Below are 23,908 nucleotides of genomic sequence, written 5' to 3'. Positions count from 1 at the left end.
TAGGACTCTCGTGGTCTGGAGGTTCGACACGCGCGGTGTGAAGGTTCGACACGCGCGAGAGTCCTACGTTCAGAGTGCGAGAGTCCTACGTTCAGAGGCGGTGAGTTGAACGGTCAGCGGTCGGCCAGGCGGTCCAGGGCGGTGCCCACGCGGTCGGTCAGGAGGGACAGGGCGCCCACCGTGCGGGTGGTCGGGTCGTCGGACGAGCCGCCCAGGGCCTGCGAGCGGACGTAGGCCGACTTCACCTCGGCCCAGCGGGCGGCTTGGGCAGGGGTGAGGGTGCCGCGGAGTTCGGCGAGCTTGAGGAGGTTCGACTCGGCGCCCGAGGTCAGCGTCTGCGCCTCGCCCGCGTAGTGGTCGTCGATCACGGCGGCCAGCTCGGCGTCGTTCATCACCGGCACGACCTTCTCCGCCAGCTTGTTCATGTTCCGGTACGAGCCCTGCAGCTGGAACGGCGGCTCGACCCGCGAGGCGTCGGACTGGGCGGCCGAGGCGATGTACGCCTGGTTGTTCGCCAGCACGACCTCCTGCACGCGCAGCAGCTTGCGCAGCACGGACAGCACCTGCTCCAGCTCCACCGACGTGTACGGGTGCGCGAGCCGGTCGGCCCGCACGTCCTCGCCGCGCGCCATCCGCACGAGCAGCTCCACGTCACCCCGGTCTCGGGTGGACAGCGGCGCGAGCACCGGGTTCGACGTCAGCGCGTTCTCGATGTAGCTCAACGCGAACAGGTCCTCGCGCCCGGACAGCACGTCGCCCAGGTTCCACACGTCGGCGCGGTTGGCGAGCATGTCCGGGATGCGGAACCGCTGACCCGACTCGGTGTACGGGTTGCCGGCCATGCACACCGCGAACCGCTTGCCGCGCAGGTCGTAGGTGCGCGTGCCGCCGTCCCACACGCCTTCCATCCGCCGCTGCGCGTCGCACAGCGAGATGAACTTCTGCAGCAGCTCCGGCGACGTGTGCTGGATGTCGTCCAGGTACAGCAGCACGTTGTTGCCCGCCTCCAGCGCGAACGAGATCTTCTCGACCTCCTGCCGCGCGGTGGCGTTCGGTGCGTCCGCCGGGTCGACCGACGTCACGTCGTGCCCCAGGGACGGGCCGTTGACCTTGACGAACACGAGCCCGAGCCGGTTGGCCACGTACTCCATCAACGTGGTCTTGCCGTAGCCGGGCGGTGAGATGAGCAGCAGCAGGCCCATCTGGTCGGTGCGCTTCGAGTCGCCCGCCGCGCCGAGCTGCTTGGCCAGGTTGTCGCCGATCAGCGGCAGGTACACCTCGTCCAGCAGCCGGTTGCGCACGAACGCGCTCATCACCTTCGGCTGGAACTCGTCCAGTCGCAGCCGCGCGCGCTCGGCGGCCACGACCTCGTTGCGCCGACGCTGGTAGGCCCGGTACGCGGGCACGCGTTCGTCGCGGAACAGGCGCGTGCGGGTCAGCAGCTCGTCCAGCCGGACCTCCAGCGCGCGGTCGACGATCCGCGGGTGCGTGCCGAGCAGACCGTCCGCGGTGGCCTTCAGCTGTGCCGACGACTCGTGCCGCGGCAGGTCGCGGCACAGCTCGATCGCCACCGCCTCCGGCAGGTCGGGCAGGTAGCCGCCCCGTTCGGCCTGGCCGCCCAGGAACGCCTCGTACCAGCCCTCCACCAACCGCCGCCGCACGTCCGGGTCGCTGAACGCCCGCAGGTCTTCGTCGAACTCCTTGCGCCCGCCCAACGCCCGGTGGAACGCGTCCACCAGAGCGCGCGCTCCGGCGCTCGTGGCGAACCCGAACGGCGCGCTGCACAGCTCCTCGAACAGGTACTCGCCCGCCAACGGGTCACCGGCCGCCGCGGACAGCTCCGCGCACAGCTCGTCGATCGCCGCCGTGTGCCCGAACGCCTGCCGCGCCCGCCCCAACGACGCCGCCCGCCGCTCGATCAGCGCGCGGTCGGCCTCGTCCGCGGCAGCCCAGAACAGCTGGGCCGCCGCACGCGCGGACGGCGGGTACCGCAGCACGCCCGCGCCCGCGTGCAGCCGCAGCACCACGTCGAGGATCCGTGCCGCGTCGTGGTCGTGCACGCCCCGCTCGTAGCCCTCGTCCAGCCGCGACTCGGCCACCTGCCGCACCAGGTCGGGCAACCGGTCCTCGGTGACGGCGGCGTGCAGCCCGGCCAACGGGTGCGTGGCCAGGATGGACGTGGCCAGGTGCTCGGCCCGGTACACCTCGGCCGTCTCCGACACCAGCAGCTGGTCCCAGAACGGCTTGGTGTCCGCGAACGCGGGGTCGCGCACGGGCGAGCGGAAGTCGGTGCCGGTGATGGCGAACGCCGGCTCGCCGTCCTTCGGCACCAGCGTCAGGTCGACGGGCTGGGTGTTCACCGCGAACCGGTGCCTGCCGAGCCGGATCGTCTCGCCGTCGAACAGGTCGAGCCGGTCGCGCAGCGAGCGGCCCGCCTCCTGCCGCGCGGCCAGCACCCGCCCGTCCAGCTCCTCGGCCCGCACCTGGTCGCCGAGCGCCCGCAGCTCCTCGGCCACCGAACGGATCTTCGCCACCATCGGGTCGGCCGCGAAGTAGGTGTTGACCTCGTCCAACGACGCCAGCGACGCCACCCGCCTCGTCACGCTGACGAGGATGCGGTCGGCGGAGGACGCGAGCCGGTCGGCCCGCCGCGCCCGGTCGTCCAGCAACGCCTGCTTGCGCGACGAGAACGCCTCGTAGACGTCGGTCCGCTTGTCGCCGAGCCGGGTCAGGAAGTCGTCGAACTCGCCGAACCGCGACTCCAGGTTCTCCAGCTGCAGCAGCAGCCGGCCCAACTGCTCGTCGCACCGCTGCGGGGTGTCCGCGACCGCCAGCGCGCCGGTGATCGCCTGGCCCAGCAGCGCGAACTCGGCGGCGAACTCGGCCCGGCCCTCGGTGGCCAGCAGGGCACGCCGGCGACCGTCCACGGTGGCCCGTGCCCGGTTCAGCCCGCCCAGCACCTCGCCGATGCGCTCCAGGATCGACGTGCGCACGGTGGCGTCGGCGATGTCGAGCGAGCTCACGACCTCGGTCAGCACCTCCAGGCCGCGCTGCTGCTCGCCGAGCTCGTCGACCACCGGCGCGGCCTCGGCGACCGTGCGGATCGCGTCCGCCTCGCCGATCAGCGCCTCGACCCGCTCGTGGTAGCCGGTGAACGCGTCGTCGCGGCGCAGGTGCTCGACCGCGCGTTGCGCCGTGCCGCCCAGCTCGTCGTCCAGCGACGACACGAGCGCGTCGATGCGGGCCACGTCGACGTACCGCATGTCCTTCAACGTCACCAGGTGCCCCTGCGCCTGCCGCAGGTCGGCCAGCTGCCGCACCCACGCGTCGGCGCTCGTCGGCACCTCGCCGCGGACCCGGCGGACCATCGAGGCGATCCGCTCGTCCGCCTCGGCCACCGCCGTCGCCGCCTGGTCGGTCAGCGCCTGCACGGTCTCGAACTCGTCGAGCACCTGCTCGGCCGTCGCCCGCACCTGCGTCAACGGGGTGCGCAGGTCTTCCAGCTCCGCCTCGCCCAGCCAGTGGTAGGCGTCGAACACCCTGGTGCACGAGGAGATCAGGTCTTCGAACACGGGCACGGACGGCGCCATCTCGCCGACCATCCGGCTCACCGACAGGCAGTCGGAGATGCCGCGCACGAGGTCCGCGTTGCCGACGCGCTCCAGCGGTCCCGTGCCGACGGGCTGCGCGGCGGCGTAGGCGTCGGACAGGTACGGCGTCTGCCACACCTGCATCGGGTGCACGCGGGTCGGCTCGTCGGTCATGGCGCGGAACACGACCAGCGTGCCGTCGTCGAACAGCGAGTACCCGTGGCACGACAGCGGGTTCGCGACTTCCTTGCGGATCACGTTGTACGGCAGCAGCAGCGACCGGCCGTCGCGGCGGGCGTGGAAGACGTACAGCACGTCCTCGCCGTTGGTGGAGCGGATGACCCGCTCGAACTCCAGCTCGTCCACCGGGGTGTCGAACGTCTTGCTGACGCCGGTGGCCAGGTAGTAGCCGCCGGGGAAGATCAGGCCCTGGTCCTCGGGCAGCCGCTGGCACGCCTGCCCGATGCCGTCGAGCCGCACCACGGACCGGGTGCGCGTGTTGAACACCAGGTGCCGCCACGCGGTCTCGTTGTACGGGCGGATGCGCAGCAGGATCAGCGAGCCCACCCGCGCGTAGTGCACGTCGCCGTCCGCGAGCGACTGCAGCGGCTCGTCCACCGGCTCGGTGTAGATGCCCTCGCCGGTCTCGGTGTTGTTCTCCACCTTGATGGTGAGGTCGCCGTTGATGGTCTCGACGAAGACCTCGTCCTCGACGGAGATGTGCGGGTGCCTGCCGAGCACGTGGTGCTCGCGGCCGGTGACGACCCACTCGAAGTCGTGCGACGGAGGGAAGACGTGGTCGCGCTCGCCCCGGTTGTCCAGGTACTTCACCGTGCCGTCCACGCCGACCTGCCAGCGCAGCACCCGGATGTCGCCGATGCGGGCGCCGGTCTGGAACACCGCGAGCAGACGGCCCTCGACCCGGCGCAGCTGGATCAGCCGGGTGTCCCGGTAGTACCGGTACAGCTCGGCGAAGTCGCGCTCGAACTGCGGATCGCGCAGCAGGCCGGGCAGCTCGTCGTCCGCCGCGTCCTCGAACCGGAACGCGTCACCGTCGCGGGTGAAGCGGTGCAGCGAGAACACGTCGTCGACCGTCGTCTCCGGCTTGAGGCCGATGAAGACGTTGTAGCCGAACAGCATCAGCCCGGCCACCTGCACCACGTCGCGCAGCACGCAGTTGTGCTCGGTGCGGATGCGCTCGGTGCCGAGCAACGTCAGCTCGGCGCTGCCGAACGCGGCCAGCCGGCGCGCGTTGAGCGCTTCGGCCCGGCGGGCGAGCCCGGCGGCCTGTTCGGCCAGCCGGGCCCGCAGCACCTCGTAGGTGCCCGCTTCCAACGTCGGCGCGGGCGCCGCCTCCGCCCGTGCCGCCTCCACTGGGCTGGTCACGACAGCGAGGCGACCGGCCGCTCGGCCACGCCGAGGCGCTGCGCGGCGGCCAGCAGCTCGCGGAGCTTGCCCTCGTCCGGCCCACCGGAGTTGATCAGCTTGAGCAGCAGCGCGGACACCGTCAGGTTCTTCACGTCACCGGTGCTCAGCGAGCCGAGCAGCCTGCCGATGTCGTCGGTGAAGCTCGCCGACCCGTTCAGCCACGGCCCGGCGAGGGTCTGCGCGACCTCGGAGTGCTCGACGAACCCGTCGACCTGCTTGCCCATCGTGATGGCGCCGACGATCCGGTCGAAGAACATGCTGTCGCCGCCGACGATGTCGATGTCGGCCTTCTCCAGGCCCGCGGCGAGCACCAGCGCCTGCGACTCGGCCACCTGCCGCTGCACGTTGAGCCCGGCCAGCCGGACCTCCTTGTCGGCCTCCAGCCGCAGGCGGTACTCCTCGTGCTCGCGGGTGGCGTCGTCCAGCGCGGCCATCGCGCCCGCCTTGTCGGCCAGGCCCTCGGCCTCGCCCTTCAGCTTCTCGCGGATCGCGAGCGCCTCGACCAGCGCCTTCTCCCGGTCCACCACGGCCTCGGCGCGGCCGACCTTCTCGGTCGCCTCCGCGTCGCGCTCGCGCACCTGCACGGCGGCCAGGCCGGTCGCGGCGGCCTCGGCCTGCTTGCCCTCGGCCAGCCGGATCATGGCGCGGGTGTCCAGCTCGGCGGCCTGCTGCCGCGTCTCGGCGAGCAGCAGTTCCTCGCGGGCCTTGAACTTCGCGGCCTGCTCGGCGGCCTCGGCCGCCTTGATGTCCTTGACGAGGCCTTCCTGCGCCTCGGCCTCGGCCCGGATCACCACGGTCTGGCGGTGCCGCTCGGCCTCCTCGACCACGCGCAGCCGCTTGATGATCTCCTCCTGCTCGGCCACGGTCTTCTCCACCGCGATGCGCTCGCGCACCACCTCGGCGATGGACCGCTTCTCGGCCTCCAGCTCCTTGTCCGCGGCGATGCGGGACAGCTCGGTCTCCCGCTCCCGGCCGATGACCTCCAGCATCCGGTCCTTCTCGATGCGCTCGGTCTCGATCGCGATCACGCGCTCGCGGTTCTTCTCCGCCACCGCGATCTCGCGCGCCTTGTTCTCGGTCTGGATGCCCAGCTGCTCGTCCGTGCGGATGTGCGCGGTGTTCGACTTGAGGCGTTCCTCGGCCTGCACCTTGGCGATCTCCGCCTCCTCGCGGGCCCGCATCGTCTCGACTTCGCGCTTCTGCTTGATCTCCGCGTCCGCCTGGCGGCGCTCCAGCTCCAGGATCGCCTCGCGCGCCTCGACGTTCTGGCGCGTGATCTCCTTCTCCTCGTGCCGGGTGAACTCGTTCGTCCGCACGTGCTCGATCGCGGTCAGCTCGGTGATCTTGCGGATGCCCTGCGCGTCGAGGATGTTCGACGGGTTGAGCTGCGCCATCGGCGTCTGCTCCAGGTAGTCGATCGCCGCGTCCTCCAGGCTGTAGCCGTTGAGGTCGGTGCCGATGACCTGGATGATCCGGTCGCGGAACTCGTCGCGCTTGGTGTAGAGGTCGATGAAGTCGAGCTGCTTGCCGACGGTCTTCAACGCCTCGGAGAACTTGGCGTTGAACAGCTCCTGCAACGTCTGCTCGTCGCTCGCCCGGGCGGTGCCGATGGCCTGGGCGACCTTGATGACGTCCTCGACGGTCTTGTTGACCCGCACGAAGAACGTGATCCGGATGTCGGCCCGGATGTTGTCCTGGCAGATCAGGCCCTCTTGCCCGGCGCGGCGGATCTCGATGGTCTTCACCGAGATGTCCATGATCTCCGCGCGGTGCAGCACCGGCAGCACCACGGCGCCGGTGAACGTGACGTCCACCTTGCGCACCTTGGAGATGATCAGCGCCTTGCCCTGGTCGATCTTGCGGAACAGGCGGCTGATCAGGATCAGCAGGCCGATGACGACGACCAGGACGACGGCGACGAGAATGCCGAAGCCGGTGGTGATGACATCCATCAGTGGTCCCCCCGTGTGAGAGTCGGGTTGTGTCCGATTTCGAGGGACGCGACCCAGAAGAACTCGCCGTCCACGTCGTAGTCGAAGATGAGTGCGGTGGTGCCCGCGGTCAGCGCGTCCGAGCCCGGCTGCCGCACCTGCACGACGGCCGAGGAGCCGTCCGCGGCGGTGACCTCCGCCTGGCCGAACGTCTGCGTGACGCGGCCCGTGCGGATGACGCACGTGCGGCCGATGAAGTCCAGGCGCGACGCGGGCGGCTCGGCCGGGAACAGCCGCTTCAACGGCGTCATCACCAACCGGGTCACCACCAGGCCGGCGGCGAGCGACCCGCCGAGCACCCCCGCGCCCGCGAGCACCGACGGCGGCTCGAACACGACGACGCCCGCCAGGCACGCGAACCAGGAGAACGCGATCAGCAAGGAGAGTCCGAGGGTCGCGGGCACGCCGCCGATGTCCAGCTCGACCCAGTCCGCGTCCGCCGCGCCGAAGGCGACCAGCAGCCAGTAGGCCACCACGATCACCAGCAGGACGGTGAGCACCGCGACCGGGAATCCCAGCGATGCCGCGAAGAACTCCCTCATGTACCCCCCTTTCGCGGGACCCTAACCCGTTTTCGGCGGGCACCTGAGGGGAATGACGCAACGCGGTCGGACCACCCCGGTCAGTACACGAGCAAGCCGGACACCTTCGTCCGCGGGTTGCCCCCGTAGCTGACCACCGCGCCGTCGGCGAACGGCATGGACCGGATGCTCATGCCCGCGAACCCCTGGTCGGTCACGAACCAGCCCCACGTCGTCAGCCACGGCCGGTCGTCGCCGGGCACGAAGTCGGGCGTCGGCCGCACGCGTTCCTGCACGATGTAAGGCTGCCCGGCCACGTCGTCCAGTAGCCCGACCCACTCCCGGTCGGTCATGAGCCAGCCCGGGTGCACGCCGTCGCCCGCGAACCCGCCCGCCGCCTTGACGATCAGGTTCTCCCGGTCCGCGCGGAGCCGGTCACGCGGCACGTCCCGCAGATAACGCGTCCACGGCACCAGCCGGTCCACCAACGCCTTGTCGTCGTCGCTCAGCACCTCGCGGTGCTCGGACAGCAGCGCGATGGTCGACTTGCTGCCGTAGTAGTAGCTCGACAACGGCGTGTAGAGCTCGGTCTTGTGCCCCTTGGCCAGGAGGTCGGCGTAACCGACGGCCTGGGTGGCGGAGAAGTACCGGACCACCACGTCCAGCTTCGTGCCGCGCAGGTGCAGGTGGCCGTTGCGCTCGGTCACCTCGTGCAGTTCGCCGAGCAGCACGTCGACGCCCGACCGGGCGCAGGCTTCCTGGATGCTCGCGAAACCCTTGGCGAACTTCGCGAGCATCCCGCCTTCTTCGAGGAACGCGATGGTGCGGTCACGCCCCACGGCGTCGAGCAGCTTCACGATCGGGTCGTGGTAGGCCAGTTCGTGTTCCCGCACGAACGGCTGGAAGCCCGGGTCCTCGTGGATCACGCGGGCCAGCTCGCCGAGGTCCGGGCCGCCGAGCGGCGAGCCCGCGTTGACCTCCAGGAGCCGGAACTCGTCGCCCACCCGGTAGATGTCCGCGCGGCCGTGCATCGGCGGGCGGTCGGAGCCCATGAGCGCGGCTTCCGCCGGCGGGATGCCCAGCGCGTCGGCGAACCGGGTGAAGCTGCCGTCGAACATCTTGTGCGGCAAGGAGAAGAGCAGCTCGAAGAAGTCGAGCACGTCCGCCGCGATGCTGTGCGCGGTGTACTCCTCGAGGAAGAACGGCCGGTCGACCAGCCGGTGCCCGTAGGCGGCGCGCAGGCGCGGCGGCAGGTCGAGCCGTCCCATCACCCCGTGCAGGCTCTCGTCGTCCAGGTAGGCCTGCGTCACGTGGTCGGTCACCGTCGCCGCTCCTCGGGTCGTGGGTCGGCGCACATGATGGCGGAGCGGTCAGCCGGCGAGTATCCCCCGAAGCACCGTGCGGACGGCCGCGGCGGGGTCGAAGCGGGGGCTCGGGTTCGCCAGCTGGTTGGCCAGCAGGCCGTCGATCACGGCCAGGAGCAGGGCCAGGTCGGCGGGCGGGTCGGCCGAACCGAGACCGGCGACCAGGGGGACGGCCCAGCTCCCGAGCTCGCGGTGCGCCCGGTCGACGTCGCCGCGCAGTTCGGGGCGTTGGGCGACTTCGACGAACAGCGCGTGGCGGGCGAGCGTGAGGACGCGGTCCTCCGCCAAGCGCTCGACCAGCGCGCCGACGGCGTCCGCGAGGGCTTCGGGGGTGGTGACGTCGCCCGCCAGGCCGGCCCACAGCGCGGTCTCGTGTTCGAGGAGGCGGCCGAGGACGGCGCCGATCAACGCGTCGCGGGTGCGGAAGTGGTTGGACGTGGAGCCCTGCGGGAGGCCCGCTTCGGCGTCGACGGCGCGGTGGGTGAGCTGGCGCATGCCGCCCGTGCCGAGGACCCGGATCGCGGCGTCGAGCACCTGCTGTTGCCTGGTCATCACCCGTGACACTACACCCGTAGTGTTTATCACTACAGCTGTAGTACGGTGGGCCGCATGGGACTTCGGCGCGCAGCGGTGATCGGTGGAGGGGTCGGCGGCCTGGCCGCGGCTGTGGGGCTGCGGCGGCACGGGTGGGAGGTGGACGTCTTCGAGCGCTCGGCGGCGTTGCCGGACGTCGGGACGGGGCTCGGGATCTGGCCCGACGCGGTGGCGGCCCTGGACCGGCTGGGGTTGGGCGACGCGGCCCGGCGGGTCGGGCGGCGGCAGTCCGACGGGGTGGTGCGGAAGCCGGACGGGACGGTGATCGGGACCATCGGGGCGAGTTCGGTGCACCTGCTCACGCGGCCCGCGCTGCTCGGCGTGCTCGCCGGGGCGTTGCCGGACGGGGTGGTCCGGTTCGGCACGGCGGCAGGCCTCGCGGACTGCGACGGGTACGACGTGGTCGTCGGCGCGGACGGCATCCACAGCGCGGTGCGCGGCGAGCTGTTCGACGCGACGGTCCGCCGGTCGGGCGCGATCGGGTGGCGCGGCACCGTGGACGTCCCGGTCGACGCGGGCGGCGAGACGTGGGGGCGTGGCGGCAAGTTCGGCCTCACGCCGCAGGCCGACGGGCGCACCAACTGGTACGCGATGGGGTCGGACCTGTCGCTGTTCGCGGACTGGCACGACCCGATCCCGCGCGTGCTCGCGGCGGCCACCGACGTGCTGCGGCACGAACTGCTGCACCTGTCGCCGTTGCCGTCGTACGTCTCGGGGAAGGTGGCGCTGATCGGTGACGCCGCGCACGCCATGACACCCGACCTCGGGCAGGGCGCGTGCCAGGCGATCATCGACGGCGTGGTGCTGGCGGAGTGCCTGGCGGGTGACGTCGAGGCGGGGCTGCGGTCGTACGACGCACGGCGCCGACGGGTGACGCGACGGCTGGCCGCGCGGTCGCTCCAGCTCAACCGGCTGGCCCGGATGCGCCGCTTCACCGGTCTGCGCGACCTCGGGCTGCGGGTCGCACTGGCGTTGGCGCCGCGGCCGTCGTGGAGCGCGGACCTGGAACGCGACGAACTGGCGGGCTAGGACTGGGGCAGCTTCTTCACCGTCTTGCGGGTGCGCGGGGCGGACGGCGACGGCACGACCGGGCCGATGTCGCCGTCGGGCGCTTCGTCCAGGTCGACGATCACCGGTGCGTGGTCGCTCGGCCCGGTGCCCTTGCGCGCGTGCCGGTCGACCCAGGCCGCCTCGACCCGCGCGGCGACGGGCGCGGACGCCAGCACCAGGTCGATGCGCATCCCGAGGTCCTGGTGGAACATGCCCGCGCGGTAGTCCCAGTAGGTGAAGACCCGCTCGTCCGGCCACCGGTCCCGGACCACGTCGCGCAACCCGACCGCCTGCAGCGCCGCCAACGCCTCCCGCTCGGGCGCCGTCACGTGCGTGTGGCCGACGTAGGCCGCCGGGTCGAACACGTCCGCGTCGGCCGGCGCGATGTTGACGTCGCCGCAGACCACAGCCGCCTCGGGACCGGCCGCGACCACGTCCCGCAACGCCGCCAGCCACGCCAGCTTGTAGTGGTAGTGGTCCGAGTCGGGCGTCCGCCCGTTGGGCACGTAGACGGAGTGCACCCGCACCCCACCGCACGTCGCCGCCACCGCCCGCGCCTCGGGGTGCGGAAACCCGGGCCCGTCCGCGAGCCCGTTCACCACGTCGTCCAGCCCGACCCGGGACAGGATCGCCACCCCGTTCCACCGGCCTTCCCCGTGCACCGCCACCTCGTACCCACGACCGGACAACTCCTCACCGAGGAGCGCCGTGAACGCGTCGTCCGCGAGCTTCGTCTCCTGCAGGCAGACCACATCGGGCTGCCTCTGGTCGAGCCACGGCAAGAACCGCGGCACCCGCTGCTTGACCGAGTTCACGTTCCACGTAGCCACCCGCACCCGCCCCACGGTAGTCGGCGTGCGCGGCCGGGACCCGACGCCAACCCCCTGACCTGCACGGCGACGTTCTCGGCCTGGCAGAACGTGACGGCACCCACAGCACGCGGTCGACCACCCTGCTCACCGGGAGCGCCGGTCTCGGTAAGCTGTCGGGCACGGGCTGCTAGCTCAATTGGCAGAGCAGGAGACTTTTAATCTTCGGGTTCAGGGTTCGAGTCCCTGGCGGCCCACCAAACTTGCTGGTCAGGCGGCTGACCCAGGGGCCGACGAAGTCGAATCCCCCATTTACCCCTCACTTACGGTGATGACAGCTCCCAGCGCATCCGCCGCCGCGCGGCCGGGTGACCGGCGGCCCATGTAGACGTCCTGGGTCATCGACGGCCGGGAGTGACCGAGCAGGTCGGCGATCTGCCTCGCCGTCAGACCGGCCTCGTCCAGCAGCGTCGCGACGGTCCTCCGAAAGGTTCGGAAAGTCACCCATTCGTAGCCAGCTCGGGCGATGAACGGCTTCCAGGCGCGATTGCGGACGTTGGTTGCTTCACGGATCGTGCCGGTCGAACTGGGGAAGATCGGACCGTCAGGACTGAACGCCTTCGCCCGCCTTTCCACGAGCATGGCCACGCACCAGTCCGGCAGCGGAATCGGTCGTTCGGAGTTCTCCGTCTTACCCCGATTCACGATCCTTCCCCGCCCACGCGCCCGGATGACGTTCCCGGACATCGCCAGCTCTCGTGCTTCTGCGTTGAAGTCCGGCCAGTGCGCGCCCAGCGCCTCACCGGTCCGTTCTCCGGTGCCCAGGAAGAACCGGACGAGGTCCGGCAGATCGTCCTTCACGGCCCGCTCGTCCTGGTCCAGCTTCTTGAGCAGGTCAAGCACTTCCACCGCGGTCAACGCCCGCGACTTCTGCGGCCGGTTCTTCGCCCGCTTGCTCTCCAACCGGGTGATCTCCCGCGCCGGGTTGGCCTCAAGCGCCCCGTGCTGCACCGCGTAGGCACAGACGCCACTCAGAACAGCCCTGACCGTCTTCGCCGAGCTTGCGCTGGATCTGTCCCGGACCTTCTTGCACAGAGCGTCCAGGATCGGCGTGGACAACTCGTTCATGCGCAGGTCACCCACGGCCGGGAGCACGAGCCCTTCCAGCCGGTTGCGGTACGTGTCCACCGTGCCCCAGGAACGGAACTCCCGTTCGGCGTCACGCACCAGCTCGGCCAGCCACCGAGCGGCAACATCGCGGAACCTGGTACTTGCTGTGACGGTCGCCCCCGCGACGGGTGTCACCCAGTCACGGATAGCCGCCTTGAGGTTGTTCTCGGCGTTCGTGCGGCTGGTGCCCATGCGCTCGACGTCGTAGACCTTGCCGTTGAAGTCGCGGTAACGGCAGCGAGCCCGGTACCGCTTCGGGCCGAGGGTCTCGACCCTGATCTTCCCGTAGGTGCCGACCGGCATCGGTCTTCTACCCATCAGGCCGCCTCGGTCGGCAGCGATTCGAACCACGCCTTGACCTCGGCCGAGTTGAAGCGCAGGTGCTTGCCGACCCGACGGCCGGGAGGCCCGTACTTCCTGGTCCGCCACTGGTAGATGGTGTTGACCGGGATGCGGAGGTAGGCCGCCACCTGCTCGATGTCCCAGATTTCGTTCACGCTGCGTCCTCCTCTGTGTATTCGCGTTGGCGTTGTGCGCGGAGGCGTTCGGCGATGCCGGAGGCCAGTTCGCGCTCTGCGTCGTTGGCGTAGCCGGAGCCCGCGTAGGCCCAGTCGTTGACGACGACCACCTCATCGGCCGCCAGGCCGAGGCGTTCGAGGCTTTCGACCGCCCGGAAGGCCCGCCGGTCCTCGCGAATGCGCTTGAAGGTGGTCGAGTAGTGCTTGGACTTGGTGAGGAAGTGGCCGCGGAAGGCGAGCATGTGCGCCCACTTCCGTAGGTTCAGATCCTCATAGAAGTGCAGGTCACCGAGATCCCAGGCGGCCTGGATCATGCGCCGGTGATGGTCGGAGACCCGCAGGTGGTCGATGTCGAGCTGCGAGCGGATCGGCCGGTCAGGCGTGTCACGCGCGCCGGTGCCCTTGGTGGCGTATTTGGCGACGTAGGCGGCGAGCTTGCCGTCACTGACGGCCCCGGTGTCGTCCTCGACCTGGTGCGCCGAGGCAGCCCGGATGGGGCGCACGTCGACCTGTTCACCCCAGACCAGGTCGAGGACCGTGCCATCCGGCCGAAAGGACTCGACCAACACGGAGCGAGCCGCAGCCCGAACCGCGAGGTCGACCAAGTCCACGGTCGCCCACGAGGGCGCCGGGTCGTGTGAGCCGTCAGGGCCGTCGATCCGGATGACGGCGTGGAAGTGGACCAGGCCGCGCCGCTGGTATTCGGCGACCTTGGCGTATGAGAGCCGCGCGTGGTCCTTGAACTCCCTCACCGTCAACCCGGCCGCACGAGCCAGCGCCCGCCGCAGCGCGATCGTGAAGCGATGCCACAACTTCCCCGCGTGCGCCTGCCACAACACCGCTCCGACGTAGTCATAGCTACCCGGATCGACCGCGCCACCGATGCGAGGGTCATCGGGATGGTGAAAGGCCCCGCACCCCGTACACGGCCGTACCTTGCCGCCGCCGGTCTCGCGCCGGTTGTGGACCGCGCCGAAGGATGGGGCGGTCAGGGTGGCGAACACGCGCGGCTTCTCGGCGACGGTCTCGGATACGCCCTTGCTGCCGCCGGACAGGCCCGCGCGCATGAGGTGGAAGGCGTCGGCCGCGTATCGGTCTGAGCAGGAGGGGCAGATGGAGGCGCGGCGGTTGCCGCAGGGGACCATGACGTCGCCGCCGAGGTGGGCGAGGACTTTGGTGCTGTCGAGGTTGTGGAGTTGCCAGGCTCCGAACAGGCGGATCGGTGCGAGGCATCCTCCGGTGGCGGTGACTTTGTCGCGCCAGTCCCGGTAGTCGGCCCGTTGGACCCGGTCGGCGATGCGATCTTCGAGCGTGAGGATCAAGAGGCTTCTCCTTCCGGTAGTGGTGGTGATTGGTCAGGCTGCGGCGTTGAGCTGGTCGGCGAGAGTGGCCGCGTAGGCGTCGGGGACGTTCACCGCGGCTTGCACGTCGGCAGGGGTGACAGTGCGGCCCTGCTCGCGCACTTCGGCGGCTTTGCCGGCCAGCGCTGCTTGCAGGTGCGCGGGCAGCTTCAACGGGGTCCGGGGCACTTCCCGGACGGCAGGCGCGACGGGTGTCGCGGAGGGCGTCACGGATGCGGTCAACGGCGACTTGGTGGCCATTGAGGACGCGGAGGTCGTGGTTCGCGGTTCGGCGTCGACCATGACGCGGTCACGGGCGGCGTTGCAGCGGTGCTGGATGACCGGCATGACCTCAGCGATGAGGAACACGACCAGCGGCACGACGACGTGGAGGAAGACCACGCCGTACTCGACCTGGCCGGACGGCGGACGCAGGGAAGACCACACGTTGGTGATCAGCGTTGCGCCGAGCAGGAGCCGCTTGAGCCAGACGACCGGGGCGGCGTCGACGGCCAGGCCGTGGGACAGCATCTCCGCTTCCCAGCGCAGCAGCGTGACGAGGATGCCCGCCAAGGCCGGTTCGACCAGCCACGCGCCCCACCACAGCGCCGCAGCCTGCGTCAGATGTCCGGCAAGGAACTCGTGCACTCCGGTGGTGGTGAAGCCCAGGCCCAGGGCGAGGAAGAACCACATGGAGCGGGTCACCGAGACGCGGAAGCGCTCCAGGCGGACGGCGTGCAACAGCGGGTCCGAGGTCAGGCCATGCAGCTGGTGGGACTCGGCGAGACGGGCGCGCAGCCTCTGCACCGTGCGCGTCTCGCCCTGGTCATCAGTCCTGCGCTTGCGGAACACCATTCACCTCCTCAGTGCTCCGCCGCCGGTCAGGGACAATGTCGAACAAGTCGTGAAACTGCATCGGAGTGAGCGCCAGCAGCGCCCCGCCGATGAACGCGGGTCCTGGCTGCAACTCGCCGCTCAACACGCGAGCCACCGTGGAGCGGTTGATCTCCATCGCCTTGGCAAGGGCGTAGTCCGACCTGAAGCCGGCAAGCCGAGCGGCCTTGGTGAACACATCGGTACGAAGCTTGATCGTGTACGGCATCGTCGGATTCGCCTTTCCTCACGCCGCCGTTGTTCCGGAGGCGATCCGGCGGCGGGCAGCCACCGCGCGGCCGAGGTGGACCAGGCGGGCGACCTCCTCGAAGGTCACTGATTCGGTCACCGAGGGCGTCAGGTGGAACGTCCCGGCGAGAACCACCGAGCCGTCACGACCGGGGACTCCGTCGAAGTCCGAGACGGCCGCCAGGGCGGTCAGGTCGAACCTCAAGCCCGCCGCGTTCCGGGCTGTGGCCTTCACGATCAGGGTGTGATCCGCATATCGGGACCAGGTGAGCGTCACGCCGTCCAGGCGGGTCACCCACAGCAACAGCGCGGCGAGCCGGTCAGGCGCGGCGCCGGAGTCGAACTCGACCTGAACCGAACGGGTCACGGTCGAGATGAACACCCGGTCCGGCCGCGGCAAGCCCGCGGATCGCATGAGCGACCGCAGGGTGCGGATGATCCGGTCCAGCGAACGAGAGTTGTTCGAAGGCATGGAAAAGCTCCGTAAGTCAGTAGGTGATGGGGTCAGGCGACGACGCGCAGACCCGAACCGGAGTCGGTCGGACCGGCCTTGACGAACGCGACCAACTCGTCGATGTCGTGGTCGCTGGTGTAGGCCGCACGGACGCGGCGGGGAGTGCGGGAGCGCGGGTCGACGCGGTAGCCGATACCGGCGCTGGAGGGATCGGCCGGGATCTCGTCGGCGATCGCGCCACGCTCACGGGCGCCCTCACCGAGGACCATGTCCGGGTGCCGCTCCGAGGTGACCCGCAGGCATACCCTGTGTGGAAGCAGGTCGCGGATCGGGAGCACGTCCTTGGACGGCTCCTGCACGTACACATCGAGCACATCATTGGTGGCGCGGCCCATCGAAGAGATGACAGCGCAGGCGTTGGTGATCTCGTGCGCGTACTCCGAGCTGTAGGACATCAGGAAACCGACCTCATCGACGATCAGCCAGTCCACCGGATGCTCACGCGACACCGGAACCGAACGCTTCCCCTTGCGCTGCAACCGCTTCTGCTTACGCCCCATGTTGTCCACGAACCGCTCGACCAACTCGGCGCAGTCCTCCGGGTTGTCCGCGTACCGGCCATCGAGGATCGGCTTGAGCGCGACAAACTCGAACAACTTCGGGTCACACACCCACGGCCGCACCAACCCGTCACGGATCATCGGCGCGACCGCCCGCAGCTTCGCCATAACGACCGAGTTCTTGCCCGCACCGGTGGCACCGGCCGTCAGGTGGTGCGTCCCGATCAGCGGCTCACGCCACTCCCCGCCCAACTCCGTCTCCCCCAGGCACAGCGACCGCAGGTCGACCCCGTCCGAGGACTCAGGCATCGCGGGCGCGGGGATGACCCGGTCGAACGGCTCATCACGCTGGACGATCAACACGACCTCACCGGGACGGCCCTGCTCGACCGCGACCCGCTCAGCCTTGAGCGTCGCCGCCAGCTCCGGCAGCACTGCCGCGAACGCCCGCAACGCCTGACCGGGCACCAACCGCACCCGCACCACGTCAATGGACGGCGACCAGGACCGCACCCGCAGCACACGCGGCACCAGCACTTCACCAGTCCGGTGATGCACGGTGGTCAACCCGCACGAGCCCATCAGGTTCACCCAACGACGACCCGTGTAGGCACCGGCCCACCGACGCCGCCACGCCCGCAACACCGGCGCCGCCCACGCGTCGAACGTGTCCGGATGCGCCCGGTACCAGGCCGCCGTACCCACCGCCAGGCCACCGACCACACCACCGGTCACCTCAGGCCCGACCTCGAACACCGAGACCCCGAGCCCACCCGGACCAACCACCGCAAAGGGATGGCGAACGAACCACCGCGCCGTGCGGAACTCCCAACCGGCACCTCTGCGCGAGGTACCCACAGGCAACTTCGACATTTACGACCTCCTCTGGACACGGCGACGGCCGACCACCAGGAGCAGTGATCGGCCGTCGCCTGAACTTGCTGTGCTGGCGCTACTTGCGCCGCCGACGTGCCGATGCCGGTTCGAGCTGCGAACGCGAGTACGACAACGACGTCCGCAGCGCAGCGACCGACTTAACGAAAGCAGTGTGACCATCCCGAAAACCCGCACTCCGATAAGGGATGTCACGCAACGCCTGCCGCAACTGCACCATTGACTTGTCTAAACATTCCAAAGCAGTAGTCAGTTCCTGCGACATGTCAAATCTTCCATTCGCGAGTCTTCAACTGAGTCTCGTACTGGATCGCCGCATCCTTCAGTGCAGTCAGATGGGCAAGTGATCTAGACAGCATCTTCGTCAACTGGTCGGGCGGCGTGACCCGCCACGAGCCAGGAGGCGCGGGGTTTTCCCGCATCTTCGCGATCAGCTTCTGCAACGGCCCGAACTGATCCGTCACGAAGTCGATCGAGTTCACCAGGTTTCCGTACCGCTCTTCCGCTCTCTTAGCAGCAGCCACCGTCCTCCTCCACCTCTAGCCGGACTGCTTCAACGACCACCACGCCCGCATGACGTCGAACCCCACCTCGCTGGGCAGCAACAGGTTCACGCGGGCACGCACCGCACCCGACCGCAAGATCGACTCGTCCGACACCAGGAAGATCAAGCCCATGTTCCCCAGTCGGTGAATCGCGGCCGTCTCCCATGCAGAAACCGGACGCATCGCGCCCAGGCCCACAACACGGAACACGCGCCTGGAACGAACCGACAGGACATAACCGTCTCCCCGCGAACAAACGCGCCCCAGCACAGTCATGACCTGTCCAAGCTCGTCACCCTCCGGTCGAACCAGCTCAACCTTGACCGGATAGTCGTCAATATCCATGACCCACCTCCTCAAACGGAAGCCACGGCGATCCCGGAACCGATAGAAGCGACTCCGGGACCACCGAAACTCCCGGCACGTCACGTGAACGTGCCGGATTCAGGCGTGGCTCTACCCACTGTGGAATTGACAAAGAACAAGCAGCCCGAGAAAGCGGCTTAGACGACGATCTAATCGAGAAAGGCAGAACCGTTTGGTGTCAGGCCGCGCTGCGCACCGGTCGCGCCACAGGCTTCAAACCGGCCGCCTTGAACCACAGACCGGCCGAGGCGATCTTGCGCGGGTCGGCGCGGTCCGGGATCTCGTAGGTGTTCACCACCGCGTTGACCAACTCCACGTACATGCCCTCTTCGAACCCCTCACCGGGGTCACCGGGCAGGTTGACGCGAATCTCCTCGCCCTTGCCCGCCTTCCGGCCCTCCACCGGCAACGGCTTGGCGAACAACGTCACCACGTACTGCACCTCACCCGACGTGCGGTCGACCACCGGCGTCACCGTGCCGTCCTCGGCCTCCCGCATCTTCGCCGCCGGAGCCTCCGTGATCATTAGCCGGTAACCGCCGAGCATCACCGGCAAGTCCTGAAGCGCCATGTCGTTCCTCTCATGTGCCTGTTACGTACTAGTACAGTAGACACTAACACGTACTAGCACGTCACTACTCCATTCGGGTTGTACTAGTGCGAGCTAGTACGAACTAGATACCCTGCTCTCATGGACCAGGGAGCCCCAACGAGTCACCCGTATCAGCAGGTAGCCGCTGACATAGCGAGCAAGATCGCCAGTGGTGCTCTGAAGCCGGGCGAGCGCCTGAAGTCGGTCAGGACGTTGGCCGAGGAGTACGGCACGACGAGCGCGACCGTCCAACGGGCACTGGGGCTGCTCGATGACGAAGGTTGGGTCAACCGGGTGCCCAACGTGGGGTTGTTCGTCCGGGATCCAGGCGACTCGGCAGGGAGCGCACCCACGATGCGCGATGTCATGACGGCCCTTGACGAGGTGCAGCAGGCGGTAGCCGACCTTCGTCGTCGGGTGGCGTCTCTTGAAGGGACCGGTGGTCCTGAAGACGGTCGACCTGATCGCTGACCTCTCGGATCTCCTCCCGTAGGAGACGGAGGCGGAAGAGGATGAATTCCAGTTCGCCTGGCGTTGTCATGGGGGTAGCAAACGCCAGGTCAGCGGGTGTGTGGCAGTGTGTTCGCAGGGGTGCATACGAACACGAGGGGGTGCGTGGGGGGTGCTCAAGAGGGTGCACGCACCCGCAGCCGAGGTGGACCCATGGGGGTGACACGCGAGCCCAACCGCCTTCTGGGGGGACTTGATGCGGGCGGCGAGCGTGAGCAACAAGGGCTTGGCCGCGCGTGTACGCGAGCTGGCCGCTCGGGACGGGCAGACGATCGCTGCTGACCACGTGTCCGTGAAGCGGTGGCTTGATGGCACCAGCCCGAAGGCAGCGACGCAGCAGTACATCGCCTTGGCGCTGGGCTCCAAGTTGGGGCGCCCGGTAACTCTCGAAGAGATCGGATTCTCCTCGGCGTTGCAGCCGGTCGGACCGGACGCGACAGCGTCTGCGGCCGACTACCCGGCAAGCTCGTCCACCGCCGTCGATCTGCTGGGCCAACTCACCGCGGCCGACCTTGAGGATCAACCGGGGCTGGCTCGTTCGGGGTGGACCAGCGCGGCGACTCCAGGCGTCATCACGGGATACCTGTTCGGCGACAGCCTCGAAGTCGGCGACAGCCTTCGTTCAGCCGGACCTGCGGCAGCGGCGATCCGGGCGACAGCGGCACACCTGATGGACCTGGACTTCAAGTTCGGCGGCGGTCACGTCAGACGGATGCTCCTCTTCTACTTCAAGACGGAGATCGCACCGCTACTGCGCCAGCCACACCCAGGACCGGTCAGACGAGACCTGTTCAGCGCCGCTGCTGAAGTGGCCCAGCTACTGGGTTGGAGCGCTTACGACGCCGGACGGCACGCGGCGGCTCAACGCTACTTCGTGCAGGGACTGCGCCTGGCGCGCGAAGCGAATGACTCGATCATCGGTGGCCGGATGCTGGCCAATCTGAGCCACCAGGCGAACTACCTCGGGCACCACGCCGATGCCGTCAAGCTGGCGCGCGCAGCCCAGGCCGCAACCGGGAACAGGGCAACTCCCGCCGTCCGGTCGATGTTCCTGGCGATGGAGGCACGTGCGCTGGCCAACAGCGGCCAAGCCAAGGAGTTCGCCCGCGTGCTCACGCAGGCCGAACGGTTCTTCGAGCAGCACTCGCCGGACAACGAACCCGACTGGATCAAGTACTTCAACGCCGAGGAGCTGGCCGGCGAGGCAGCGCACGGGTTCCGCGACCTCGGCCGAGCGGAAGAGACGCGGCTCTTCGCCGCCCGAGCGATCGCACCGGAGGCGACGCCGCCCAGGACGCGCGCGTTCATCGGGATGGTCACCGCAGCGGGTGCACTCACGAACGGCAGTCCGGACGAGGCTGTCGCACTGGCGCTCGATGCCGTTGACCTCGCCGGACCGCTTCAGTCCAGCCGCTACGTGAGGTACTTGACGGACTTCTACGACGCGCTGAACAACGCGCATCCGAAGAACCCGCTCGTGACTCATTTCGCCGAGGGTGTGTTGCGCAATTACCCCAACATCACCCTCGGTTCGGCCGTCATGCTTTCGCGCGTCGCGTGACGATTAGAAAGCTTGCCAGTCTCGCGTAGCTTCGTCCGTACGCAGCGTGTTCATCCGACGTTCGTATTCGCGCGCGATGTCCGGCGACTCGTTCACGTTCTGCATCAACCAGGTCGTCATCTTGATCTCATTCGTCTGTCGCAGAACGTCGAACCCTTCCCACTCCGTGATGTCATAGCCGTAGGAATCAGCGAACAGTCGGTACTGGTTATCAGTCCACCAACCAGCCGTCACGTACTCGGTTGCCGTGACCGCAAGATCCCACTCCGGTTGTCCCCATGCGAAACGCTCGAAGTCGATGAGTACCGCTTCACCGTCCCTGATCATCAGGTTCTGCACGTGGGCATCACCGTGTATCGCCGTCGGCTGCATCGGGAAGTCCAACTTCTTGATGGACGCGGCAAGCGAGTCCACGCGCGCGGTCAGGAAGTCACGATCTTCGTCCGAGATCGGCGCGCCCTCGATGCGCGGGAGGACGCGGTCCAGGATCGATGTCGCCGGCAGCCTGAAGTCCGCAGGTGCAGGCAGGGCGTGCAGACGCCGGAGGACCCTGCCCAGCGCTGCGATGTCGCCAGGCCCACCGTTCCTGCCGTCAATGTAGAACCAGAAAGTGACGGGGTGCCCGAGCACGGAGATCGGCTGTGGGATGTCCACCGCCTTCGCTGCCGGGATGCCCTGGCCGCTCAACCAGTCCGACACCTCGACCTCTTTGTACGCATCCGGCCAGTAGTCGGGTCCACGCGCGATACGGACGACGACGCCAACGTTCGTCAGGTGGAACAAGGCGTTCTCGCCGAGTCGCATCGGACGTGCCGACGCGGCGGGCAATTCCGCCAGTTCGCAAGCCTGCGCGAGGATATTTTCCGCTTGCTTCAGACTGAAGGCGGGGGAGTTGACTTCGATGCTCATATCGTCCGTCACGTCTCAAGGCTAGGTGGTGTGACCGCAGGGTGCCAGCGGTCCGGAGTGTCTCGATCCACCGATCCGCAGGTGGTGCGTCGGTGAATACGTTTGAAGGCGATCGTTGCGGGATACAAGTCGCCTTCAATTGCTGACCTTGCACGACCTCGACAAGCGCATCTGCGCAGGGATGTCCACGTCAGCAGCAACGGCGCGGTGGCCGGCGTTCCTCCTTTGACGTGCCGAGCCGCGCAAGGACCAACAGGGCCACGGCTGTGCCTCGCACGCAGGCTGTCCGTCCTGCGTCTCCAGGGAGGAGACGTGGCCCTGCTGGTGAACGTAAGGTACAGAGTGTATCTACACACCGTCGATACACCGAAAGTGTGGATGCTACCGAGTGATCACCCCGACTAGGGTTCAGCCGTGACAGCAAGGCAGAGCGGCCCCACCAAGCGCAGAAGGCGACTCGGGCAGCTCCTCCGCACGCTCCGGGACGAGCGATCCGTCAGCGTCGAAGCCGTGATGGAGCGGTTGCACTGCTCAGACGCCACGGTCAGCCGATTCGAGACCGGCAAGTCGCTGATCAAGCACAGCGACCTCGAAGTCCTGCTGGAGTTCCTCTCCGCCGACGACGGCACGCGCCGCCAGGCGTTCGAGATGTGGGCCGACGCCTCCCAGACCGGCAGGCAACCCGAGTACCTCAACGCACTGCCACGGAAGTTCCGCGCCTACGTCCGCCTGGAGGCCGAGGCGTCCCGCGGCTTGTTCCTTCAACCCCTGCTCGTACCGGGCCTGCTCCAGACCGAGGACTACGCCCGCGCCATCCACACGGCGGACAAGTTCGTCCCACGCGAGGGCATCGAGAAGTCCGTAGCCGCGCGAGTGAGCCGGCAGCGCGTCCTCACCGGCCCCGACCCGCTCCAGGTTCACGCAGTCGTGGATGAAGCCGTGGTCCGGCGAGTCATCGGCGGTACGGCAGTCATGCGCAAGCAGCTGGAGCGGCTGTTGGAGCTGGGCCAGCAGCCCAACGTGACGATCCAGATTCTGCCGTTCGGAGTCGGCGCCATCGGCACGATGAGCGGCCCGGTGACGATCCTGGAGTTCCCCGACCCCGAGGACCCGCCGAACGTCTACCTCGAACACCCCGCAGGCGGTGAGTGGGTCGAAGCCCCGTCAGCCGTAGCGGACTTCATCAGCGTGTTTGATGGAGCCGCATCGGTCGCTCTGAGTGCGTCGGAGTCGACCGACCTGATCTCTGCGGCCATCGCAGACCTGGGAAGTGAGTGAGGAGTGTGGCCACGATGGACCTGTCCGACATCGCCTGGCGCAAGTCAAGCCGCAGCGGCGGCAACAACGAGTGCGTAGAGCTGGCAGTCACCGAGACCAGCACCAGGTTCCGCGACAGCAAGGCACCGGACGCCGGGGCCTTGGCGTTCCGTGACGCCGGATACCGGCGCTTCCTGTCCGCCATCAAGTCGGGAAACTTGGACGTCTGACCTGCACCCCTGTTGTGGGCGTGCAGTTCGACGTACACGTCTGAACAGATGAACGTGCACGCAGGCGCCAGAGATCTAACCGAAGGCGAGTAGGTCCGTCCGCTGTCCGAATACACTAGTGCTTGACTGCGGGTGTTCATCTCAGCGGTGTTCCGTCACCGATCATCGAACGAACGTCCTCTTCTACCGAAGTCAGGGCTTTTGGAAGCCGTTGCGACCTTGGTCGTATTGGTCGACCAGAAGAACGTCAAGTTGATTTTGCGCGCTTGAGATTTGAGCGGATCGTCCTGGTAATCGGGTGATCGGGCCCTAGGATGCGTTCGCTATGGGCCAGGCCCGCCTCGAACAGTGGGATCGCGCGCCCCAGATCACCCGCCGTCTCGTAGGCGCCAGCGAGGTTGTTGCGGGAGGTCAGCGTGTTCGGGTGGTCGGGGCTGAGCTTCCCCCGATAGCCCGAGGCGGTTGTTACCTGGATGCGGTCGGTGCCGCCGGGATGGTAGCTGGCTGGGTCTGAGCGGCGTGCCAAGCGGCTT

Annotated in this window: 23 protein-coding genes and 1 tRNA gene; 6 read left to right on the top strand and 18 right to left on the bottom strand. The window is 68.5% G+C overall.

From position 1 onward, the window contains the following. Positions 1-113 precede the first annotated feature (113 nt). The 5 genes from ADK67_RS43635 to ADK67_RS43615 all read right to left on the bottom strand — a co-directional run bounded on the left by ADK67_RS43635 (position 114) and on the right by ADK67_RS43615 (position 9,446). Positions 114-4,976 (bottom strand): DNA repair ATPase, encoded by a 4,863-nt coding sequence (locus ADK67_RS43635; RefSeq protein ID WP_082404732.1) that lies wholly within the window; start codon positions 4,974-4,976, stop codon positions 114-116. Further along, positions 4,973-6,970 carry an SPFH domain-containing protein gene (locus ADK67_RS43630; protein ID WP_053722493.1) on the bottom strand — a complete coding sequence of 666 codons (1,998 nt, stop codon included), beginning with the start codon at positions 6,968-6,970 and terminating at the stop codon, positions 4,973-4,975. Before ADK67_RS43630 ends, ADK67_RS43635 begins: the two co-directional genes overlap by 4 nt. Then, positions 6,970-7,551, bottom strand: coding sequence for a hypothetical protein (locus tag ADK67_RS43625; protein WP_053722492.1), 582 nt, complete (start codon positions 7,549-7,551; stop codon positions 6,970-6,972). Before ADK67_RS43625 ends, ADK67_RS43630 begins: the two co-directional genes overlap by 1 nt. An 80-nt stretch (positions 7,552-7,631) precedes the next feature. After that, the gene (locus tag ADK67_RS43620; protein ID WP_053722491.1) at positions 7,632-8,852 is read right to left on the bottom strand and encodes a hypothetical protein; all 1,221 of its coding nucleotides are present in this window, start codon (positions 8,850-8,852) and stop codon (positions 7,632-7,634) included. 48 nt (positions 8,853-8,900) lie between these two features. Then, the gene (locus ADK67_RS43615; protein ID WP_082404730.1) at positions 8,901-9,446 is read right to left on the bottom strand and encodes a TetR/AcrR family transcriptional regulator; all 546 of its coding nucleotides are present in this window, start codon (positions 9,444-9,446) and stop codon (positions 8,901-8,903) included. 57 nt (positions 9,447-9,503) lie between these two features. On the opposite strand from ADK67_RS43615, the gene ADK67_RS43610 reads away from it, so the two are divergent. Further along, positions 9,504-10,517: an FAD-dependent monooxygenase gene (locus tag ADK67_RS43610; RefSeq protein WP_053722490.1), complete on the top strand. Its 1,014-nt coding sequence runs from the start codon at positions 9,504-9,506 to the stop codon at positions 10,515-10,517. On the opposite strand, the gene ADK67_RS43605 is transcribed toward ADK67_RS43610, so the two are convergent. Then, complete coding sequence (locus tag ADK67_RS43605; RefSeq protein WP_082404728.1) at positions 10,514-11,383, bottom strand: exodeoxyribonuclease III; 870 nt, start codon at positions 11,381-11,383, stop codon at positions 10,514-10,516. The two genes, ADK67_RS43610 and ADK67_RS43605, sit on opposite strands and share 4 nt — an antisense overlap. Before the next feature lie 148 nt (positions 11,384-11,531). Between ADK67_RS43605 and ADK67_RS43600 the strand changes: the two genes are divergently transcribed. Further along, positions 11,532-11,607 (top strand) — tRNA-Lys (locus ADK67_RS43600). A 52-nt stretch (positions 11,608-11,659) separates the two neighbouring features. Here the strand turns inward: ADK67_RS43600 and ADK67_RS43595 are convergent. The 10 genes from ADK67_RS43595 to ADK67_RS43555 all read right to left on the bottom strand — a co-directional run bounded on the left by ADK67_RS43595 (position 11,660) and on the right by ADK67_RS43555 (position 18,887). Further along, on the bottom strand, positions 11,660-12,820 hold the full coding sequence (locus ADK67_RS43595) for a tyrosine-type recombinase/integrase (protein WP_231648657.1): 1,161 nt from the start codon (positions 12,818-12,820) through the stop codon (positions 11,660-11,662). A gap of 14 nt (positions 12,821-12,834) precedes the next feature. Next, entirely contained in the window at positions 12,835-13,014 is a 180-nt protein-coding gene (locus ADK67_RS43590) for a helix-turn-helix domain-containing protein (protein WP_053722488.1), read from the bottom strand. Continuing rightward, on the bottom strand, positions 13,011-14,357 hold the full coding sequence (locus tag ADK67_RS43585; RefSeq protein WP_053722487.1) for a replication initiator: 1,347 nt from the start codon (positions 14,355-14,357) through the stop codon (positions 13,011-13,013). The genes ADK67_RS43590 and ADK67_RS43585 overlap by 4 nt, the downstream gene beginning before the upstream one ends. 33 nt (positions 14,358-14,390) lie before the next feature. Beyond that, entirely contained in the window at positions 14,391-15,230 is an 840-nt protein-coding gene (locus tag ADK67_RS43580; RefSeq protein ID WP_053722486.1) for a hypothetical protein, read from the bottom strand. Continuing rightward, a complete protein-coding gene (locus ADK67_RS43575; RefSeq protein WP_053722485.1) occupies positions 15,205-15,477 on the bottom strand; it encodes a hypothetical protein in 273 nt (90 codons plus the stop codon). Before ADK67_RS43575 ends, ADK67_RS43580 begins: the two co-directional genes overlap by 26 nt. 18 nt (positions 15,478-15,495) lie before the next feature. Further along, a complete protein-coding gene (locus ADK67_RS43570) occupies positions 15,496-15,969 on the bottom strand; it encodes a hypothetical protein (protein ID WP_053722484.1) in 474 nt (157 codons plus the stop codon). A gap of 32 nt (positions 15,970-16,001) precedes the next feature. Beyond that, positions 16,002-17,384 carry an FtsK/SpoIIIE domain-containing protein gene (locus ADK67_RS43565; protein WP_053722483.1) on the bottom strand — a complete coding sequence of 461 codons (1,383 nt, stop codon included), beginning with the start codon at positions 17,382-17,384 and terminating at the stop codon, positions 16,002-16,004. A 287-nt stretch (positions 17,385-17,671) separates the two neighbouring features. Then, positions 17,672-17,887: a hypothetical protein gene (locus ADK67_RS43560; RefSeq protein WP_231648656.1), complete on the bottom strand. Its 216-nt coding sequence runs from the start codon at positions 17,885-17,887 to the stop codon at positions 17,672-17,674. A 57-nt stretch (positions 17,888-17,944) separates the two neighbouring features. Then, on the bottom strand, positions 17,945-18,295 hold the full coding sequence (locus ADK67_RS51860) for a hypothetical protein (RefSeq protein WP_157621567.1): 351 nt from the start codon (positions 18,293-18,295) through the stop codon (positions 17,945-17,947). A gap of 199 nt (positions 18,296-18,494) precedes the next feature. Beyond that, entirely contained in the window at positions 18,495-18,887 is a 393-nt protein-coding gene (locus ADK67_RS43555; protein ID WP_053722481.1) for a hypothetical protein, read from the bottom strand. Between the two features lie 120 nt (positions 18,888-19,007). Between ADK67_RS43555 and ADK67_RS50135 the strand changes: the two genes are divergently transcribed. Further along, positions 19,008-19,379 (top strand): GntR family transcriptional regulator, encoded by a 372-nt coding sequence (locus tag ADK67_RS50135; protein WP_082404724.1) that lies wholly within the window; start codon positions 19,008-19,010, stop codon positions 19,377-19,379. Positions 19,380-19,629: 250 nt separating this feature from the next. Next, on the top strand, positions 19,630-20,979 hold the full coding sequence (locus tag ADK67_RS43550; protein ID WP_231648655.1) for a hypothetical protein: 1,350 nt from the start codon (positions 19,630-19,632) through the stop codon (positions 20,977-20,979). 3 nt (positions 20,980-20,982) lie between these two features. Here the strand turns inward: ADK67_RS43550 and ADK67_RS43545 are convergent, their stop codons facing one another. Then, on the bottom strand, positions 20,983-21,900 hold the full coding sequence (locus tag ADK67_RS43545; protein WP_157621566.1) for an aminoglycoside phosphotransferase family protein: 918 nt from the start codon (positions 21,898-21,900) through the stop codon (positions 20,983-20,985). Positions 21,901-22,302: 402 nt separating this feature from the next. On the opposite strand from ADK67_RS43545, the gene ADK67_RS43540 reads away from it, so the two are divergent. Both ADK67_RS43540 and ADK67_RS43535 read left to right on the top strand, forming a co-directional pair. After that, positions 22,303-23,166, top strand: coding sequence for a DUF5753 domain-containing protein (locus tag ADK67_RS43540; protein WP_053722480.1), 864 nt, complete (start codon positions 22,303-22,305; stop codon positions 23,164-23,166). Positions 23,167-23,180: 14 nt separating this feature from the next. Further along, the gene (locus tag ADK67_RS43535; RefSeq protein ID WP_053722505.1) at positions 23,181-23,375 is read left to right on the top strand and encodes a DUF397 domain-containing protein; all 195 of its coding nucleotides are present in this window, start codon (positions 23,181-23,183) and stop codon (positions 23,373-23,375) included. A gap of 247 nt (positions 23,376-23,622) precedes the next feature. On the opposite strand, the gene ADK67_RS50130 is transcribed toward ADK67_RS43535, so the two are convergent. Further along, positions 23,623-23,908: tetratricopeptide repeat protein (locus ADK67_RS50130; protein ID WP_157621565.1), on the bottom strand; the 286-nt coding region annotated here is incomplete at its 5' end.

The sequence above is a fragment of the Saccharothrix sp. NRRL B-16348 genome, assembly GCF_001280085.1.
GTDB lineage: Bacteria > Actinomycetota > Actinomycetes > Mycobacteriales > Pseudonocardiaceae > Actinosynnema.
The sequence above is the reverse complement of the archived record's forward strand: the minus strand, read 5'-3'. Positions and strand labels throughout refer to the sequence as shown.

Excerpts from the sequence above, each read along its gene's own strand:
- ADK67_RS43630 (WP_053722493.1), bottom strand. The coding sequence starts at position 6,970 with ATGGATGTCATCACCACCGGCTTCGGCATTCTCGTCGCCGTCGTCCTG.
- ADK67_RS43625 (WP_053722492.1), bottom strand. The coding sequence starts at position 7,551 with ATGAGGGAGTTCTTCGCGGCATCGCTGGGATTCCCGGTCGCGGTGCTC.
- ADK67_RS43615 (WP_082404730.1), bottom strand. The coding sequence starts at position 9,446 with ATGACCAGGCAACAGCAGGTGCTCGACGCCGCGATCCGGGTCCTCGGC.
- ADK67_RS43610 (WP_053722490.1), top strand. The coding sequence starts at position 9,504 with ATGGGACTTCGGCGCGCAGCGGTGATCGGTGGAGGGGTCGGCGGCCTG.
- ADK67_RS43595 (WP_231648657.1), bottom strand. The coding sequence starts at position 12,820 with ATGCCGGTCGGCACCTACGGGAAGATCAGGGTCGAGACCCTCGGCCCG.
- ADK67_RS43580 (WP_053722486.1), bottom strand. The coding sequence starts at position 15,230 with ATGGTGTTCCGCAAGCGCAGGACTGATGACCAGGGCGAGACGCGCACG.
- ADK67_RS43575 (WP_053722485.1), bottom strand. The coding sequence starts at position 15,477 with ATGCCGTACACGATCAAGCTTCGTACCGATGTGTTCACCAAGGCCGCT.
- ADK67_RS43570 (WP_053722484.1), bottom strand. The coding sequence starts at position 15,969 with ATGCCTTCGAACAACTCTCGTTCGCTGGACCGGATCATCCGCACCCTG.
- ADK67_RS43565 (WP_053722483.1), bottom strand. The coding sequence starts at position 17,384 with ATGTCGAAGTTGCCTGTGGGTACCTCGCGCAGAGGTGCCGGTTGGGAG.
- ADK67_RS51860 (WP_157621567.1), bottom strand. The coding sequence starts at position 18,295 with ATGGATATTGACGACTATCCGGTCAAGGTTGAGCTGGTTCGACCGGAG.
- ADK67_RS43555 (WP_053722481.1), bottom strand. The coding sequence starts at position 18,887 with ATGGCGCTTCAGGACTTGCCGGTGATGCTCGGCGGTTACCGGCTAATG.
- ADK67_RS50135 (WP_082404724.1), top strand. The coding sequence starts at position 19,008 with ATGGACCAGGGAGCCCCAACGAGTCACCCGTATCAGCAGGTAGCCGCT.
- ADK67_RS43535 (WP_053722505.1), top strand. The coding sequence starts at position 23,181 with ATGGACCTGTCCGACATCGCCTGGCGCAAGTCAAGCCGCAGCGGCGGC.